This is a genomic window from Pararhizobium capsulatum DSM 1112 (genome assembly GCF_030814475.1).
In the GTDB taxonomy this organism is placed as follows: domain Bacteria; phylum Pseudomonadota; class Alphaproteobacteria; order Rhizobiales; family Rhizobiaceae; genus Pararhizobium; species Pararhizobium capsulatum.
In genome coordinates this window covers 2,312,952-2,329,972 of the sequence record NZ_JAUSVF010000001.1, presented here as the reverse complement: position 1 = coordinate 2,329,972, position 17,021 = coordinate 2,312,952, and the positions used below count along the sequence as shown (strand labels likewise).

The window sequence follows — 17,021 nt, the reverse complement described above, 5'->3', positions numbered from 1 at the left end:
TACGGCAGGCAGTTCTGGACTGCTCAGATCAGAAGGACGACGAAATGCCGAACTTGAGATTCTGAACCCGGTCGTAATCTTCCTTGGCGATCGGGATCGCATAATCGACGCGCAGAGGACCGAACGGTGACGCCCACAGAAGGCCAAGGCCAACAGATGCGCGAAGCGATGAGCTTGTTCCAACGATATCATCGTCAGCACGTGTCTTCACGTCATTGCCGTAAAGCGTACCGGCATCGACGAAGACCGCACCACGGAAACCGGCGTCACGTGGAATACCCGGCAACGGGAAGGTCGCCTCTGCAGAAGCCGTGAAGTAGGTCGTGCCGCCGATGGCATCATCATACTTCAAGCTGCGCGGACCGATACCGTTGCGCTCGAAACCACGAAGTTCGTTGGTGCCAATCTGGAACTGGTCGAAGACTTCGAGATCGCCAGAAGTCTTGAAGACGTGACCAGCAGTCCCTGCCAGCGATCCGATGATGTCAGCATCATCATTGAGCGTGTAGAACCACTTACCCTTAGCTGTCAGCTTGTAATAATCCGACGTTCCGCCAAGACCAGCATATTCCTGCGTGATGGACGCCAGAATACCCTCGTGCGCCATCTGCGGATCATCAAGTGTATTGTAGGTCAGGCTCTGCGAGATAGACGAACGCGTCCAGTCACTACCATTGACGGCATCAACAAATGGCGAAGCGAGATCGTCTCCATAGACATCCGTACCATGATAGGTCAGACGGGTATAATTGTAACGGAATGTCGTGGACAGCGCTTCGGTGATCGGAGCAGTCACACGCAGACTGAAACCTTCATCGTTGTAGCTGTAGTTATCGTCGTTGAAATCGGTTTCGTTCTTGAAGATATCAAAACCGGCCGCAAGGCGATAACCGAGGAAATACGGCTCTGTGAAGGAGAAGTTATACGTGCGACTATCCTCGCCGCGACCGGCAGCCATGCGAATGTACTGACCACGGCCGAGGAAGTTCCTCTCCTCGATCGAGGCTTCAAGCAACAGGCCACCGCCGCTACCGGCGGAATAGCCAGCACCGATGCCGAACGAGCCCGTCGACTGATCCTGAACGTCCACGACGACAACAACGCGGTCCGCAGCAGAACCCTGCTGGGTCGAGATATTGACAGCCGAGAAGTAGCCAAGCGCTTCCAGACGACGCTTCGCGGAAGCGATCATTTCCTGGTTGAACGCATCACCTTCGCTCATATCGAATTCGCGGCGAATAACGTAGTCACGCGTACGGGTGTTGCCGCGGATTTCGATACGCTCGACATAGGCACGCTCGCCCTGATCTACCAGGTAATCGACGGCGATCGTACGGTTGCCAAAGTCGCGATTGCCGCGCGGCGTAACACGAGCAAAAGGATAACCCTGCGCCGCTACCCGCTTCGAGATCGCAGACATGGTATTCTGGATATCCTTGGCGCGATAAATCGAACCTTCGGAACTGGAAACCAAGTCCTTCAATTCGGCGGCATCAACACCGTCAACAGTCGATTCGACGTTGACAGCACCGAAGTCGTAGCGATCACCCTCTTCGACGGTGATCGTCACGGTGTATTCGTTGGTCGCCTCATCAAGAACGGCATCCGAGGAAACGACGCGGAAGTCGGCATAGCCACGATTGAAGTAGAACTGACGCAGCAGTTCCTCATCCGCACGAAGCTTGTCTTCGTTATAGACGTCCTTGCGGGTCAGGAACGAGAAGATCCCGGATTCCTTGGTCGCAATAACGGACTGAAGGCGGCCATTGCTGTAGGCGTTGTTGCCGACAAAATTGATGGCGGTGATCTTGGTCTTCTTGCCCTCATCAATGACGAAAGCAAGATTGACGCGACCTTCGGCGATAGGAACGACCTGGGTCGTCACCGTGATGTCACTACGGCCGGTGGCAGCATAGGCATCCTTGATCGACTGAATATCGCCTTCGACAGTCGCTTCGCTATACGGCCCAAGCGAACGCGAGCGGACGAGAGTCTGGAGCTTGTCGTCCTTGATCTTGCGGTTGCCGTTGAACACCACCTGGTTGATCAGCTGGTTTTCGCTCACGGAGACAACGAGCGTGCCGCCGGAAACGTTGATGCTGACATCAGAGAAATAACCGGTCTGATAAAGGCGCTTTACGGAAGAATCGATATCAGCATTGCTGAAGCTCTTGCCGGGAACGATCGTGATGTTGGCGCGCACGGTCTCGGCGCTGACACGGGTTGCACCACGAACTTCAACACGGCTGATCGTTGCGGCTTCTGCGACAGATGCACTTGCAAGCGTTACGATGCCAGAACCCGTCACCACCATACTCGTCGACAGAGCAACGGCCGACACCGCGTTCAAAAATCTTGAACCAGCTTTCATAAACTTTACCTTCTTCCAATGCCCCGCAGCGAACTTGCGCCGACTCCGGTCACGTTTGCCGTTTTAACCGCTTTTCCCATACAAGCAAGGGAGCTCGTTAATTTCTGTTTACTTCAATTCAAACCGTGGCCTAACAGCCACTACAGACTTGTATTATCGTAAACAATTCCTTTCAGCCAACGCCTTGAAAATCAATGAAACCCTTCGCCCTCTTGATTGCCTTGAAGCCCATTTCAGGCCTTCAAGACTAGCCGAGAAGTGAGCTTATGTCGTTCCAGGTAGCGAAAACCATCAACATCAAAATCATTGCAAAACCAATACGAAATGCCACGTCCTGCGCTGCCGGACCCACTGGTTTTCCCCTGATAGCCTCAACCGCATAAAACATCAGGTGGCCGCCATCAAGTACAGGAACAGGCATAAGATTAAGAAGTCCAATGGAAACCGATAGAACCGCGGCAAGATGCAGCACCGCAGCAACACCAATCGTTGCCATCTGACCGGATGCCTGCGCAACACGGATCGGACCGCCCAGCTGATCGGCCTTCATCCGTCCCGTCACCAGGTTCGAGAGATACTTGAAAGTACCGGTAACGATGTTCCAGCTTTCAATCGCGCCCTGCCCGACGGCCTCGATCGGTCCGTAGGTCTGGAGGCGGAAATTTCCTGTTTCCTGATTCGTCAGGATGCCGATAATGCCGAGTTCGACCTTGTTGCCGAACTGGTCCGTGATTTCCGTCCGGCGCGGTGTCATGGGCACGTCGAGTGAAGTTCCCTTTCGCTTGACCTGGATGACGATAGGAGTTTCCGGACGGATGCTGACATAGCGGCGAACATCATCGAATGTCTTGACCGTATTTCCATCGATGGCCACCAGGAGATCACCGGGCTGGATACCGGCCGCCGCAGCTGCACTATCCGGCTTGACCTCGGCTACGATCGGATCGGCGATCTGCTTGCCATAGATGGAAAACAGCACGGCAAAAATCGCGATCGCCAGAATGAAGTTTGCAATCGGTCCGGCTGCAACCGTTGCTGCCCGTTTCCAGAGAGCAGCGCCCAGGAACGTACGGTCCCGCTCCTCAGGAGCGAGCGTTTCCAGCTTGGCGTAGTCCGGCGTACTCGCCGCATCCTCGTCGCCATAGAATTTCACATATCCGCCCAATGGAATGGCGCATATTTTCCAGCGCGTCAGATGCCTGTCCGTAAAGCCGATGAGCTCGGGGCCGAAACCAACGGAAAATGCGAGGATGCGAATGCCCGACCACCGGCCAACCAGGTAATGCCCCATTTCATGCACGAAGACGAGAAGGGTCAGAACCAGAAGAAACGGCACGATGTAGCCCAGAATGAAGTGCATCGTATCGACGAGGAAAGTCATTTCGTACCTCAAATATGGCGCAAGGGCATCTACAAAGACGCTGATCTCTTGCGATTCACGTGGCGGGCACCATCAGTCGGACGGTACACAAGCCTACAATCCCAGCAGGGCTGCCCCTACGAGTTGCCCTTGCGCACCCTGCGCCAAAATCGTCACCAGCGCCACGAAAAGCGCGGCGAAGCTGGCAAAAACAAGCCCATCCACCCGATCCATCACGCCGCCATGGCCTGGAATGATCTTACCCGAATCCTTCGCACCAAATCGGCGCTTGATAAAGGATTCGAATAGATCCCCAATCTGGCTCGAAACTGACAGAAACAAAGCGAGCAGCGGAATGCGGATATCCACTGTGGAAAACTCTGCCATATAGACCGCAACACCTGCAACGACGCCGAACACGGCACCGCCGATCGCTCCTGACCAGGTCTTGCCGGGGGAAATTCGGGGAGCAAGCTTCGGGCCTCCGATTGCGCGCCCGACGAAGTAAGCCAGAATATCGGTCGCCCAGACCACCGCAAAAACGAAAACCATGGCGATCAACCCGATATGGGCGTCGTCGCGGATGGCGGCCAGCGATATGCCGGTCAATCCGGCATAAACAATGCCGCCGCAGAGCCACCAGCTTGCCTTGCGAAGCAGCACCCAGCCGACAGATAGGACCACGAAAGTGCCGAGGACCGGCAAGGTCCAGGACGTCTCGCCCATCATGACCAGCGCTGCAAGAACGACCTGCGAAAGCCAGCCGAAAGCGTTGCCCTGGAAGTCTCGCTCACTCAGCCGGGTAATCGTTGACCATTCGGAATAGACGAGCAGCGCAATGACAACAGCGAGTAGCCGGAAGGCATTCCCCCCCGCCCAGGTTGCCAAAAGCGCTATCACGGCAAGCACGATGCCGGAGATAATGCGCAGCTGTAATTCTCTTTGCATCAGGAGCCGACCGCCAGCGTCGCGGGCTGTTTGGATAGTCCGCCGAAACGCCGTTCTCGCGATGCATAGCGTTCAAGGGCAGCAAGAAAGCTGTCGCGATTGAAGTCTGGCCAGAGCTCTGGCACGAAAAGCAGCTCGGAATAGGCCGACTGCCAGAGCAGGAAGTTGGACAGCCGCTCTTCACCGCTGGTGCGCAGGACGAGATCGGGATCGGGAATACCGGCGGTATCCAGTCGGCTCGAAATTCGCTCGGGTGTAATCTGTTCAGGCAACAGCCGCCCCTCACGCACATCGACGGCCAAAGAGCGCATCGCGCGGGCCAGTTCGTCGCGCGCGCCGTAGTTGAAGGCGATGACCAGCGTGATACCGGTGTTGCTGCGGGTGGTTTCTTCGGCTTCCAGCAGCAGAGGCAGAATATCGCCCCGCAGGTTGGTCTTGTCGCCGATCACCCGGATACGCACGTTCTGGCGATGCAGATCGGCAAGATCCCGCCGGATGAAGGCTTTCAGCAAGCCCATAAGATCGGAGATCTCGTCTTCCGGACGCGTCCAGTTCTCCGAAGAGAAAGCGAACAATGTAAGGTAGCGGATGCCAACCTCTCCGGCGGTCCGAACGGCCTCACGGACCGCCTCAACACCCTTGCGATGACCCATCGTGCGCGGCAAACCGCGCGCATTGGCCCAGCGACCGTTGCCGTCCATAATGATGGCAACGTGGGCAGGAACGCTTTTCAAGGATGATTTCGACATCGAGGGTCCGGAAAGTGAGACTCGGAAAATACAGACTACACCTGCATGATTTCTTTTTCCTTCTCGCCGAGCAAGCGATCAATGTCTGAAATCATGTCATCGGTAATCTTCTGGACCTTTTCCGACTGGCTACGGCTTACGTCCTGGCCGATATCACCGTCCTTTTCCGCCTTTTTCAAGGTGTCCATGCCGTCGCGGCGTACATTGCGCACTGCGATTTTGGCCTTTTCGGCATAATCATGGGCAACCTTGACCAGCGACTTGCGGCGCTCTTCGTTAAGCTCCGGCAGCGGAATGCGCAGGTTCTGGCCGTCAACGATCGGATTGAGGCCGAGATTCGATTCGCGGATGGCGCGGTCAACAGCATTGACCATGGATTTGTCCCAGATGGACACGCCGAGCATGCGCGCCTCCGGAACGGTGATGTTGGCGACCTGGTTCAGCGGCACGCGCGAACCGTAGGCTTCAACCATCACCGGATCGAGAACATTGGCTGAAGCGCGGCCGGTGCGCAGCGATGCGATGTCGCTCTTGAACGCGGTCACTGCGCCATCCATGCGGCGCTTCACATCGCTCAGATCAATACCTTCACTCATGGATTAAACTCCCGTTTTCGACGTGGGCTAGCCTGATGTCGTGGATCAATTGTCGGTTACAATGGTTGCGCGGCCCCCGCCGGCAAGAATGTCGGTAAAACCGCCCTTCTCATGGATCGAGAAGACGATGATCGGAATGCTGTTTTCGCGCGCCAGCGCAACCGCTGCCACGTCCATGACAGCCAATCCCTGCTGCAGGACTTCGCTGTGGGTCAGCCGGTCATAGCGTGTCGCGATCGGATCCTTTTTCGGATCGGCGGTGTAGATGCCATCGACCTGCGTGCCCTTGAAGATTGCTTCGGCACCCATTTCGGCCGCGCGAAGCGCTGCAGCGGAATCGGTCGTGAAGAACGGATTGCCCGTGCCGCCCGCGAAGATCACCACCCGGCCAAGCGAAAGGTGGTAGAGGGTGGCGCGCTGCGAGAAGCTCTCGCAGATTTCAGGCATGGCGATAGCCGAAAGAACGACCGTGTCGATGTCGAGCTTGCGAAGGGAGGTCGCGAGCGCGAGCGCATTGATGACAGTCGCCAGCATACCCATGTGGTCGCCGGTCACCCGGTCTCCGCCCTTGGAAGCGACGGCCACCCCACGGAAGATGTTGCCGCCACCGACAACGACGCCGACTTCGACGCCCATGGCGCGAGCCTCGGCGATATCCGAGGCAATTCGGTCGGCAACGGCGACATCGATGCCGAAGCCCTGATTGCCCATCAACGCCTCGCCGGAGGCCTTGAGCAGAACGCGCTTGTAAAGTGGTTTCGCCGACATTGTCGCTCCTGAGCTATGGTCGTGTCCGCGCGGCCTCCGCCGATCGGGGTGATCTGAAGCGGGCCTGCGCCAATGATGGTGAAGCCGGATACACGAAGGGCACCGCGTTGTCACGCGATGCCCTTCGGTTTTCCAGATCAGGATGAAGAAATCAACCCTTGGCGACAGCTGCCACTTCAGCGGCGAAATCGCTTTCTTCCTTCTCGACGCCTTCGCCGAGCAGAAGACGAGCCATGCCGGTGACTTCGATCGGCGCGCCAACGGCCTTTTCAGCTTCCTTGATGGCGGCTTCGACGGTCAGGTCGGGGTTCATGACGAAAGCCTGCGAGAGAAGAGCGACTTCCTCGAAGAACTTGCGCATGCGGCCTTCAACCATCTTTTCGATGATGGCTTCCGGCTTGCCGGATTCGCGGGCCTGCTCGATGAAGATGTTGCGTTCGCGCTCAGCAACAACAGCATCGACTTCGCTCGAACGGATGGCAAGCGGGTTCGTCGCAGCTATGTGCATGGCAACCTGGCGGCCGATGGCGTTCAGGGATTCCTTGTCGCCGGTCGACTTCAGCGCGACGAGAACGCCGAGCTTGCCGAGACCGTCAGCAACCGAATTGTGGATGTAGGTGGCGACAACGCCGTCTTCGACCGACAGCAGGGCCGAACGACGCAGCGTCATGTTTTCGCCGATCGTTGCGATCGCATCGGTGATGGTTTCGGAAACGGACTTGCCGGTTGCCGGATAGGTTGCCGCAGCAATTGCTTCGACGGAACCGTCAGTGCCAACGGCAACGGCAGCGATGCCACGGACGAGGTCCTGGAAGGCATCGTTGCGCGCTACGAAGTCGGTTTCGGAGTTCAGCTCGACAACGACAGCCTTGGTGCCGGCGGAGGCGATACCGATCAGGCCTTCAGCGGCAGCGCGGCCCGACTTCTTGTCGGCCTTTGCGATGCCCTTGGCGCGCAACCAGTCGATCGCAGCTTCCATGTCGCCGTTGGTTTCAGCCAGCGCCTTCTTGCAATCCATCATGCCTGCGCCGGTCTTTTCGCGCAGTTCCTTCACCATTGCTGCAGTAATGCTCATCTTCTTTGCCTCTTTTGCTTGTTCGGCTGGTGTGCTGCCAGAATTCCGGCGCGCGACCAGGAGGGTGTGGCAGGGCATGACCCCTGAATGTGACATCGTGATGAAAGACTTCATCGCGAAGAATGCCTGGGATTCCGGAATGGCATGCAAACCATCCCGTCCGGGCAAAAGAACAAGGCCGTTCACTTCTTAGATCGTAAACGGCCCTGCCCTGATTTTATCCTGAGAAGCGGCCGGTCGATCCGCCCGCCTTTATGCGATCAGGCTTCGGCTGTGTCTTCCAGGGCCTGCTCGGCCTGGAAGTCGGCGGAAGCGCCGAGGTCACGGCCCGAAGAGCTCTGCTGGCGAGCGATGCCGTCGAGAGCAGCGCGGGAGATCAGGTCGCAATAGAGCGAGATCGCACGCGAAGCGTCGTCGTTGCCGGGGATCGGGAAGTCGATCTGGTCCGGATCGCAGTTCGAATCGATGATGGCGACAACCGGAATGCCAAGACGCTTGGCTTCCTGGATGGCGATCGATTCCTTGTTGGTGTCGATGATGAACATCAGGTCCGGAACGCCGCCCATGTCGCGGATACCGCCGAGAGCGCGGTTCAGCTTTTCGCGTTCGCGCTCGAGGTTCAGGCGTTCCTTCTTGGTGAAGCCCGAAGCGTCCGAAGCAAGGATCTCGTCGAGCTTGCGCAGGCGCTGGATCGAGTTGGAAATCGTCTTCCAGTTGGTCATCATGCCGCCGAGCCAGCGGGCATTGACGTAGTACTGGGCCGAACGCTTGGCAGCGTCAGCGATGATTTCCGAAGCCTGGCGCTTGGTGCCGACGAACAGAACGCGGCCGCCCTTGGCAACGGTGTCGCTGACGGTCTGAAGCGCGCGCGACAGCAAAGGTACGGTCTGTGCGAGGTCGATGATGTGGACGTTGGAACGTTCGCCGAAGATGTACGGCTTCATCTTCGGGTTCCAGCGATGGGTCTGGTGGCCGAAGTGAACGCCAGCTTCCAGAAGCTGACGCATGCTAAAATCAGGCAATGCCATGCCTTTTTCTCCTTTTCCGGTTAACCTCCGCAGGGCAAACAGCATCTTCAAGTGAAGGATGCCACCGGCGGAACCGTCCGGATTTCTCCCGGAAGATCCCAAACCCTGCGTGTGGAATGGGCTGCCCATACAGCGGACCACCCGATAAATCAACCCCTGAACCGATAAAAGCCGCAGGGACACACCCCTCCGTTACTTGCAGTCGCCGGGCTGGAAGAGTTCGAGATCGGCAAGCTTGCCGCTCAGCACGAAGTCACCATAGTCCATCGTCAGGTCCCGGGTGATGCCATTTTCATAGAGCTTGAACTCCATGCGGTAGATCGGCAACGCATCGCCCGCGTTATCGTCGTTGAAATAAGAGATGGTCACGGGCCAATAGGCCTTGTCAGCCATTTCGCCCGCCTTGCCGGCATCGGGATCATCGGCGAGCGGCTTACGTTGCTTGCCCACCAAGGTCGTAGTGATCAACGTCTTGTCGCCGGAATCAGAGCCGTCAAAGATACGCGATTCGAACAGCGTCTCACCCTTCTTTGCTCGATCGATCACTTCCAGCATATGCTCAGTGGGAAACAGGCTCCGGGCGAGATCGACCTGACGCTTCTCCGGCTCGGTCAAGTCGACCACAACGCCTTCCTTGTCGTCATGCGCTGATCCGCGCACTTCCTTATCGAGCTTTTCGTCGGTGAAGGAGCGGGTCAGGAAGCGAAAATTGCCGCCCTTCACGTCTTCGTAGGTGGTGGTCTGCTGATCGGTGAGCTTGACCTCTTCGCCGGTGTCGACCTTGGTCACGAATCGAAAGCTGACGGTATAGCCTTCGCAAGCCGAACCGTTGAACTCGTAGACCATGCGGCCATACATGCCCGATATGCCGGAACGTTCGGAGGAGTCTTTCAGCTCAAGATCATACACCGCGCGATGCGGCACGAGCCCGCTGCCCGGCGCAGCATAGGCGCCGGAGGCCGTCACACCCGAGATACATGCCCATGCCATGACGGGATAGACTATGCCTGCACGAAACATCCGTTTCCTCCTGTTGGACTCGCCTGTGATGTTATAAGAACACCAACATCGGAAGCGAGGCACATCTGATCACGAAGCTTACATGACCACTTCGTAAATCTCGGCTGTGCATGCCGCATTTGCTAGGAAAACACAACATTCTCCGGGAGCCATCCATGTCCGTAACCATCGAATCCCGCCTGAAAGATCTGGGAATCACGCTGCCGCAGGCCGCAGCACCCGCCGCAAACTATGTACCGTATGTCATCAGCGGCTCGCATCTTTATATTTCCGGCCAGCTCCCGATGGAAAACGGCAAGGTGGCCGTCACCGGTCATCTTGGCGACGGCGTCGATATCCCGACCGGCCAGCGCGCCGCGCGGCTGTGCGCCATCAACATCCTGTCGCAGGCCAGTGCCGCGCTGGGCGGCGACCTCGGCCGTATCAAGCGGATCGTCAAGCTCAACGGCTTCGTCGCGTCAGTGCCGACCTTCGTCGAGCAGCACCTCGTCATCAACGGAGCCTCCAACCTGATCGCGGACATCCTCGGCGATGCCGGCAAACACGCGCGTGCCGCGGTCGGCATGGCCGCCCTTCCCTTCAATGCGGCCGTCGAAATCGACGCCGTGATCGAAATCGTCTGACGGATCGCCAATATGAAAGATATCTCCTGGCTGACCGCGCAGCCGATCGCACATCGCGGCTATCATGACATGAACCACAAGATTTGGGAAAACACGCTTTCTGCCTTTTCCCGTGCGGTCGAGAATGGCTATGCGATCGAATGCGACGTGCAGTATTCGGCCGACAGCGTCCCCGTCATCTTTCATGACGATGACATGGAAAGGCTCTGCGGCATCAAGGGCGACGTACGCGCCAAGACGGCAGGCGAACTGGCGCTGATGGCCGTCGGTGGCACCGCCGACAAGGTTCCCTCACTTGGCCAATTGCTGCGGCAGGTGAAGGGTCGCGTGCCGATCATCGTCGAACTCAAGGGACGCAAGGGTGACGACGACGGCTTTGCCGACGCCGTGGTCGATACACTGGAAGACTACAAAGGCCCGGTCGCGCTGATGAGCTTCGATCACTGGCTACTGAAGGACCTCAAGGCACTCGATCCACCCCGCCCGATCGGCCTGACGGCGGAAGGCTCGAACCCCGATACTTTCTTCGTTCACGAAGAAGCGATGCAGCTCGGGCTTGATTTCATTTCCTATTTCTATGGGCATCTGCCAAATTCGTTCATCACGACGCAGCGCACGCTGGGGCGCCCGGTGATCACCTGGACCGTCCGCAACGGTGAAGCCACCTTCGCCCATGCCGACCAGATGACGTTCGAGGGCTTCGACCCCAAGGAAGGATCTGCCGCTTAAAGAATGACCGGCGAGATAAAAATCCGAGTTGAAACGTCCTTCTGCGATATCGCCAGGGACCAGTGGGATACACTTTCCGGCGCGGCAAAGGGCCAGCCGGGGAGCATGTACAATCCGTTTGTCTCGCATGCCTATCTGTCGTCGCTTGAAGAATCGGGCTCTGCGACGGCCGAGACAGGCTGGCTCGGACAACATCTGCTGATCGAAGACGGAAAAGGCCGCATTGCCGGCGGCCTTATCTGCTACCTCAAAAACCACAGCCAGGGCGAATATGTATTCGACCACGGTTGGGCCGATGCCTTCGCTCGCGCTGGCGGACATTACTATCCCAAGCTCCAAAGTTCAGTTCCCTTCACACCGGCAACAGGGCCGCGACTTCTGGTGCGCCCCGGCGAAAATGTGGACGACACGCGTGCTGCTCTGGCCGCCGGCCTCACGGAGCTGACCCGCCGCCATGGCGCCTCCTCCGCCCATGTCACCTTCCTGCCGACCGAAGAACTTCCCATTCTCGAAGGTGCTGGCTTCCTTCACCGCACGGATCAGCAGTTCCACTTCACCAATGCCGGTTACGGCTGCCATGACGATTTCCTCGACACCCTCGCCTCGCGCAAACGCAAGGCGCTGAAGAAGGAGCGTCGGGCGGCGCTGGAACATGGCATCACCATCGACTGGCTGACGGGCAGCGATCTGACCGAGCGGATATGGGACCAGTTCTTCGCCTTCTACATGGACACCGGAAGCCGCAAGTGGGGCAGGCCCTATCTGACGCGCAAGTTCTACTCGTTGATCGGCGAGCGCATGGCCGACGACATCCTGCTCGTCATGGCCAAGCGCGATGGTCGATACATTGCCGGAGCAATCAACTTCATCGGCAGCGATGCGCTTTATGGCCGGCATTGGGGGGCGATCGAGGATCACCCCTTCCTGCATTTCGAAGTCTGCTATCACCAGGCCATAGACTTTGCGATTGCCAAGGGACTTGCCCGCGTCGAGGCCGGCGCCCAGGGCGAACACAAGCTTGCGCGCGGTTATATGCCGGTCACCACCCATTCCGCGCATTACATTGCTCATCCGGGCCTGCGGCGCGCGGTTGCCGATTATCTCGCGCGGGAGCGGCATGAAATCGAAGAGATCGGCGAGATGCTGGAAGAGCACGGCCCCTTCCGCAAGGGTGAGCGCCAGCAGCACGACGATTGATAAAAGACATCACATCAGGGAAGGAAGAGAACCATGAGCGGTTCTGGCTACGACGATAACAACATCTTTGCAAAAATTCTGCGCGGAGAAATCCCTTCGCACCGCGTCTATGAAGACGATAACGTCTTCGCCTTTATGGATGTGATGCCCCAGGCCGAGGGTCATACGCTGGTTATTCCGAAGACTGCGTCGCGCAACATCCTTGACGCAGATCCCGCAACGCTCGCGACCCTCATTCCCGTCGTACAGAAGGTTGCGGTTGCGGCCAAGAAAGCCTTCGATGCCGATGGCGTGACGATCATGCAGTTCAACGAGGCGCCGGCTGGCCAATCTGTCTTCCACCTGCATTTCCATATCGTTCCGCGCAAGGACGGAATCGCTATGAAGCCCCATTCCGGAACGATGGAAGATGGTGGCGTTCTTGCCGCCAATGCCGAGAAGCTCAAGGCTGCTCTCGGCCAGTAAACGACTCTTCAGAAGCCCAGCCAGTAGAGGCCGGCCGCCAGGGCCAGAATGGCTGTCGCGATCCCCACGGCCGGCTTCTGGCCCGCTGCAAAGAAGGCCGCCGCGCCCACGATGATCGAGCCGAGCCGCAACCAAAGCGGCGATGTTTCGAGGACACCCGTGGGATAAAGAATAAGCTTGGCAACGACAGCGGCAACAAGTGCGGTCGCCACGGCGCGCACCCAGTTCAGCACCTCTGAATCTTCTCGCAACCGGTTTCCCGCGACGACGCCAAGCCAGCGCCAGATATCGGTTGCAAGCCAACCAGCTATCGCGATGAAAGCATAGGCCCACCAGCCTTCGAGCGACGTCATCGGCCCCCCTCCTCGTTCGCCACCCGTCTCAGCCGCCACGCTCTCTCCCCCGCCCAAGCGACCGTTCCGCCGATCAGCCCTGCCAGCAGGATGTCGAACTCGGGAAAGAGCCAATAGAAAAACGGTCCGGCAACGAGGCCAAGGATCAGCGCGATATGAACCACGCGATGGCGCGCAGAATTCCAGATCGAGGCAAGAAAATAGACCGGCGTCAGGAAGAACAGGCAGCCGGCAACGATCGGCGGGAATGTTGCGACATAGCGGTAGGCCACGGCTACGAGCAGCATGTTGGCAAGTACAAGCGTAATGCCGAAGCCGGCAAAAAAGGCGACTCGACGCTCGCGAGGAACATCGGCAACCTTCTCGATCGCATAGACCCAGGCAGTGATTGCCACGAAATGGGAAAGAAAGAGAAGCAACCAGGTTGGCGTTTGTCGGCCCCGGATTTCCGGCACAAGGGCGGCCACCATGGGCATGAGGCGGACGGAAGACAGCGTTACTGCGACAAAGGCCGTCAGCAGGTTGGCGCCGGCCATGATCGAGCCAACGAGAATGACCTTTGCCGGCAAGGCCCAGACCATACCGGTCATGAAGACCACCTGCTCGACGGGAATGCCGGCTTGCACGGTCAGCGCACAAAAGCCGATGAATGAGAGCATCAGGATGATCGCCGGAAGGCTAACGATACCGCGCATACCCACAAGGAACCAATGTGCGTGGGAAGCGCTATTCTCCTGATCCATAAACCGCCCTGCTCATAAAACGATGCCGGGCTGTTAACCCGGCACCACTCGCTCGTTCGCCAGCGCTTATTTCTTGCGCGGCACTTTCGGAACCGTGCGACCCTTGCGGGGCGCTTCGGCAGCGGGGGCTGCCGGCGTTTCGGCCTTTGCGGGTGCCTTGGCCGCTGCAGCCTTCTTGGGCTTCGGCTTTACATCGCTTTCCGCACCGACGGTTTCAACGTCCTTTGGCTTGGCAGCCTTCGACTTCTTGACCGGCGTCACGATCTCGGCCTTCGGCTTGATGCGCGCCGTTTCAGGAACCGCATCAAGCAGGATGCCCTTGGTGCCGTCGGACTTGGTCCCGACGGAAACCGTGACAACGCCACCCTTCTTCAGCTTGCCGAAGAGGATTTCGTCGGCGAGCGGTTTCTTGATGTTTTCCTGAATGACGCGCGACAGCGGCCGTGCGCCCATCTTCTCGTCGTAACCCTTTTCGGCCAGCCAGGCGATCGCATCCGGATGCAGGTCAAAAGTAACGTTGCGCTCTGCAAGCTGGGTTTCCAGCTGCATGACGAACTTCTGCACGACCTGATGGATGACCGGTGTCGGCAGCGAACCGAACGGGATCACCGCATCGAGACGGTTGCGGAACTCCGGCGTGAACAGACGGTTCAGCGCCTCCACATCGTCGCCTTCGCGCTTGGAGGAACCGAAGCCGAACGCAGCCTTGGCCATTTCCGAAGCGCCAGCATTGGTCGTCATGATCAGAATGACGTTGCGGAAGTCGATCTTCTTGCCGTTGTGGTCCGTCAGCGAGCCATGGTCCATGACCTGCAAGAGGATGTTGAACAGGTCCGGATGGGCCTTTTCGATTTCGTCAAGCAGCAGCACGGAATGCGGATGCTGGTCAATGCCATCGGTCAGCAGGCCACCCTGATCGAAACCGACATAGCCGGGAGGTGCCCCGAGCAGTCGCGAGACGGTGTGGCGCTCCATGTATTCCGACATGTCGAACCGCAGCAGCTCGACACCGAGCGAGGAAGCAAGCTGCTTGGCGACTTCGGTCTTACCGACACCCGTCGGACCAGAGAAGACGTAGGAGCCGATCGGCTTGTTCGGTTCGCGCAGGCCCGCCCGCGCCAGCTTGATGGCCGACGACAGAGCCTCGATCGCCAGATCCTGACCATAGACCACCGAGCGCAGTTCCTGCTCCAGGTTGGCGAGAACGGTCTCGTCATCCTTGGAAACGGTCTTTGCCGGAATGCGGGCCATGGTGGCGATCGTCGCTTCGATCTCCTTCTCGGTGATCAGCTTGCGGCGCTTGCCGACGGGCAGCAACATCTGGGCCGCACCGGTCTCGTCGATCACGTCGATCGCCTTGTCCGGCAGCTTGCGATCGTTGATGTAGCGGGCAGAAAGCTCGACGGCCGACTTGATCGCCTCGTTGGAGTATCTCAACTTGTGATAGTCTTCGAAGTAGGGCTTCAAACCCTTCATGATCTCGATGGCATCGTCGATCGTTGGCTCGTTGACATCGATCTTCTGGAAGCGACGGACAAGCGCCCGGTCCTTTTCAAAGAACTGGCGATATTCCTTGTAGGTGGTCGAGCCAATGCAGCGGATCGCCCCGGAGGACAGAGCCGGCTTCAACAGGTTCGACGCATCCATGGCGCCGCCCGAGGTTGCGCCCGCTCCGATGACGGTGTGGATTTCATCGATGAACAGCACCGCGCCCGGATAATCTTCCAGTTCCTTGACGACCTGCTTCAGGCGCTCTTCGAAGTCACCGCGATAGCGGGTGCCGGCGAGCAGTGTACCCATGTCGAGCGAGAAGATGGTCGCATCCTGCAACGCTTCCGGCACTTTCTTTTCGACAATGCGCTTGGCCAGACCTTCGGCTATTGCCGTCTTGCCGACGCCGGGATCACCTACATAGAGCGGGTTGTTCTTAGAGCGACGGCACAAGATCTGGATCGTGCGGTTGACCTCGGCGTGGCGGCCGATCAACGGATCGATCTTGCCGACCTTGGCCTTCTCGTTGAGATTGACGCAATAGGCGGTCAGGGCGTCCTGCTGCTTCTTGGCGCCGCTCTCCTCCGGATCCCCGCGCGGAGCCTTCTGCTCCGATTCGGGCTCATCGGCACCACGCGGCGTGCGTGTTTCCGAGGCTCCCGGCCGCTTGCCGATGCCGTGCGAGATGAAGTTGACCGCATCGTAACGGGTCATCTCCTGCTCCTGCAGGAAATATGCAGCGTGGCTTTCGCGCTCGGCGAAGATCGCAACGAGTACGTTAGCACCCGTCACCTCTTCCCGGCCGGACGATTGTACATGGATGACAGCGCGCTGGATGACGCGCTGGAAGCCGGCTGTCGGTTTGGAATCTTCGTCATAGCCCGTCACCAGGTTGCCGAGTTCGTTATCGACATAATCAGACACCGTCTTGCGAAGGCTGTCGAGGTTGACGTTGCAGGCCCCCATAACCGCCGCCGCATCCGAATCATCGATCAGCGCCAGGAGCAGATGCTCCAGCGTCGCGTATTCGTGATGACGCTCGTTGGCCAGTGTCAGAGCCTGGTGCAGCGCCTTTTCAAGGCTGGTCGAAAATGTTGGCACGTTCGTTCCTCATTTCTTTTCCATGACGCATTGCAGGGGATGCTGATGCTGTCGGGCAAAATCCATCACTTGCGTCACTTTGGTTTCGGCGACCTCATAGGTAAAGACACCGCACTCGCCCACGCCGTGATTGTGAACATGCAGCATAATCAGGGTCGCCGCTTCGCGATCCTTCTGGAAAAAACGCTCCAGAATATGGATCACGAACTCCATGGGCGTGTAGTCGTCGTTCAGAAGCAGGACTCGATAAAGGCTGGGCTTCTTGGTCTTTGGCTTTGTCCGGGTGATAACAGAGGTACCACGGTTGCCATTCCCGGCGTCCCCGTCACCCTCTTTTTGCATCCGGACCGGCATCACTTTCATGCGTCTTCATTCCCTTGGTCGTATCGCGCGAGGGCGAGTTG

The 17,021-nt window shown here is 58.3% G+C and carries 17 protein-coding genes; 4 read left to right on the top strand and 13 right to left on the bottom strand.

What is annotated here, in order from left to right:
• Positions 1 to 28 precede the first annotated feature (28 nt).
• The 9 genes from bamA to QO002_RS11360 all read right to left on the bottom strand — a co-directional run bounded on the left by bamA (position 29) and on the right by QO002_RS11360 (position 9,915).
• A complete protein-coding gene (bamA, locus tag QO002_RS11400) occupies positions 29 to 2,371 on the bottom strand; it encodes an outer membrane protein assembly factor BamA (RefSeq protein ID WP_307229693.1) in 2,343 nt (780 codons plus the stop codon).
• A gap of 247 nt (positions 2,372 to 2,618) precedes the next feature.
• Positions 2,619 to 3,752, bottom strand: coding sequence for an RIP metalloprotease RseP (gene rseP, locus QO002_RS11395; RefSeq protein WP_307229691.1), 1,134 nt, complete (start codon positions 3,750 to 3,752; stop codon positions 2,619 to 2,621).
• 93 nt (positions 3,753 to 3,845) lie between these two features.
• Positions 3,846 to 4,679, bottom strand: a complete 834-nt coding sequence (locus QO002_RS11390) for a phosphatidate cytidylyltransferase (protein ID WP_307229689.1) — start codon at positions 4,677 to 4,679, stop codon at positions 3,846 to 3,848.
• A complete protein-coding gene (locus QO002_RS11385; RefSeq protein ID WP_307229687.1) occupies positions 4,679 to 5,428 on the bottom strand; it encodes an isoprenyl transferase in 750 nt (249 codons plus the stop codon). Before QO002_RS11385 ends, QO002_RS11390 begins: the two co-directional genes overlap by 1 nt.
• A 35-nt stretch (positions 5,429 to 5,463) precedes the next feature.
• The gene (frr, locus tag QO002_RS11380; RefSeq protein ID WP_307229685.1) at positions 5,464 to 6,024 is read right to left on the bottom strand and encodes a ribosome recycling factor; all 561 of its coding nucleotides are present in this window, start codon (positions 6,022 to 6,024) and stop codon (positions 5,464 to 5,466) included.
• Between the two features lie 45 nt (positions 6,025 to 6,069).
• Positions 6,070 to 6,792, bottom strand: coding sequence for a UMP kinase (pyrH, locus tag QO002_RS11375; RefSeq protein WP_307229683.1), 723 nt, complete (start codon positions 6,790 to 6,792; stop codon positions 6,070 to 6,072).
• 151 nt (positions 6,793 to 6,943) lie between these two features.
• Positions 6,944 to 7,867, bottom strand: a complete 924-nt coding sequence (gene tsf, locus QO002_RS11370; RefSeq protein WP_307229681.1) for a translation elongation factor Ts — start codon at positions 7,865 to 7,867, stop codon at positions 6,944 to 6,946.
• 260 nt (positions 7,868 to 8,127) lie between these two features.
• Positions 8,128 to 8,895, bottom strand: a complete 768-nt coding sequence (gene rpsB / locus QO002_RS11365) for a 30S ribosomal protein S2 (protein WP_307229679.1) — start codon at positions 8,893 to 8,895, stop codon at positions 8,128 to 8,130.
• A 192-nt stretch (positions 8,896 to 9,087) separates the two neighbouring features.
• Positions 9,088 to 9,915 carry a cell envelope integrity EipB family protein gene (locus QO002_RS11360; RefSeq protein WP_307229676.1) on the bottom strand — a complete coding sequence of 276 codons (828 nt, stop codon included), beginning with the start codon at positions 9,913 to 9,915 and terminating at the stop codon, positions 9,088 to 9,090.
• A gap of 155 nt (positions 9,916 to 10,070) precedes the next feature.
• Here QO002_RS11360 and QO002_RS11355 point away from each other — a divergent pair, with 155 nt between their 5' ends.
• The 4 genes from QO002_RS11355 to QO002_RS11340 are packed head-to-tail and all read left to right on the top strand — an operon-like array spanning position 10,071 to position 12,929.
• Positions 10,071 to 10,538: a RidA family protein gene (locus QO002_RS11355; RefSeq protein WP_307229674.1), complete on the top strand. Its 468-nt coding sequence runs from the start codon at positions 10,071 to 10,073 to the stop codon at positions 10,536 to 10,538.
• Between the two features lie 12 nt (positions 10,539 to 10,550).
• Entirely contained in the window at positions 10,551 to 11,267 is a 717-nt protein-coding gene (locus tag QO002_RS11350) for a glycerophosphodiester phosphodiesterase (RefSeq protein WP_307229672.1), read from the top strand.
• Between the two features lie 3 nt (positions 11,268 to 11,270).
• Positions 11,271 to 12,464, top strand: coding sequence for a GNAT family N-acetyltransferase (locus QO002_RS11345; protein ID WP_307229669.1), 1,194 nt, complete (start codon positions 11,271 to 11,273; stop codon positions 12,462 to 12,464).
• A gap of 33 nt (positions 12,465 to 12,497) precedes the next feature.
• Complete coding sequence (locus QO002_RS11340) at positions 12,498 to 12,929, top strand: HIT family protein (protein WP_307229667.1); 432 nt, start codon at positions 12,498 to 12,500, stop codon at positions 12,927 to 12,929.
• 8 nt (positions 12,930 to 12,937) lie between these two features.
• Here the strand turns inward: QO002_RS11340 and QO002_RS11335 are convergent, their stop codons facing one another.
• The 4 genes from QO002_RS11335 to clpS form a co-directional block, all read right to left on the bottom strand.
• The gene (locus QO002_RS11335) at positions 12,938 to 13,282 is read right to left on the bottom strand and encodes an AzlD domain-containing protein (protein WP_307229665.1); all 345 of its coding nucleotides are present in this window, start codon (positions 13,280 to 13,282) and stop codon (positions 12,938 to 12,940) included.
• On the bottom strand, positions 13,279 to 14,025 hold the full coding sequence (locus QO002_RS11330) for an AzlC family ABC transporter permease (protein ID WP_307229663.1): 747 nt from the start codon (positions 14,023 to 14,025) through the stop codon (positions 13,279 to 13,281). The genes QO002_RS11335 and QO002_RS11330 overlap by 4 nt, the downstream gene beginning before the upstream one ends.
• Before the next feature lie 66 nt (positions 14,026 to 14,091).
• Entirely contained in the window at positions 14,092 to 16,617 is a 2,526-nt protein-coding gene (gene clpA / locus QO002_RS11325) for an ATP-dependent Clp protease ATP-binding subunit ClpA (RefSeq protein ID WP_307229661.1), read from the bottom strand.
• Between the two features lie 9 nt (positions 16,618 to 16,626).
• Positions 16,627 to 16,980, bottom strand: a complete 354-nt coding sequence (clpS, locus tag QO002_RS11320; protein WP_307229659.1) for an ATP-dependent Clp protease adapter ClpS — start codon at positions 16,978 to 16,980, stop codon at positions 16,627 to 16,629.
• Positions 16,981 to 17,021: the final 41 nt, after the last annotated feature.

Coding starts and splice junctions, on each gene's coding strand:
- QO002_RS11355 (WP_307229674.1), top strand. CDS start 10,071: ATGTCCGTAACCATCGAATCCCGCCTGAAAGATCTGGGAATCACGCTG.
- bamA (WP_307229693.1), bottom strand. CDS start 2,371: ATGAAAGCTGGTTCAAGATTTTTGAACGCGGTGTCGGCCGTTGCTCTG.
- QO002_RS11330 (WP_307229663.1), bottom strand. CDS start 14,025: ATGGATCAGGAGAATAGCGCTTCCCACGCACATTGGTTCCTTGTGGGT.
- QO002_RS11345 (WP_307229669.1), top strand. CDS start 11,271: ATGACCGGCGAGATAAAAATCCGAGTTGAAACGTCCTTCTGCGATATC.
- frr (WP_307229685.1), bottom strand. CDS start 6,024: ATGAGTGAAGGTATTGATCTGAGCGATGTGAAGCGCCGCATGGATGGC.
- pyrH (WP_307229683.1), bottom strand. CDS start 6,792: ATGTCGGCGAAACCACTTTACAAGCGCGTTCTGCTCAAGGCCTCCGGC.
- QO002_RS11335 (WP_307229665.1), bottom strand. CDS start 13,282: ATGACGTCGCTCGAAGGCTGGTGGGCCTATGCTTTCATCGCGATAGCT.
- QO002_RS11350 (WP_307229672.1), top strand. CDS start 10,551: ATGAAAGATATCTCCTGGCTGACCGCGCAGCCGATCGCACATCGCGGC.
- QO002_RS11360 (WP_307229676.1), bottom strand. CDS start 9,915: ATGTTTCGTGCAGGCATAGTCTATCCCGTCATGGCATGGGCATGTATC.
- QO002_RS11385 (WP_307229687.1), bottom strand. CDS start 5,428: ATGTCGAAATCATCCTTGAAAAGCGTTCCTGCCCACGTTGCCATCATT.
- clpS (WP_307229659.1), bottom strand. CDS start 16,980: ATGAAAGTGATGCCGGTCCGGATGCAAAAAGAGGGTGACGGGGACGCC.
- rpsB (WP_307229679.1), bottom strand. CDS start 8,895: ATGGCATTGCCTGATTTTAGCATGCGTCAGCTTCTGGAAGCTGGCGTT.
- QO002_RS11390 (WP_307229689.1), bottom strand. CDS start 4,679: ATGCAAAGAGAATTACAGCTGCGCATTATCTCCGGCATCGTGCTTGCC.
- QO002_RS11340 (WP_307229667.1), top strand. CDS start 12,498: ATGAGCGGTTCTGGCTACGACGATAACAACATCTTTGCAAAAATTCTG.
- rseP (WP_307229691.1), bottom strand. CDS start 3,752: ATGACTTTCCTCGTCGATACGATGCACTTCATTCTGGGCTACATCGTG.
- tsf (WP_307229681.1), bottom strand. CDS start 7,867: ATGAGCATTACTGCAGCAATGGTGAAGGAACTGCGCGAAAAGACCGGC.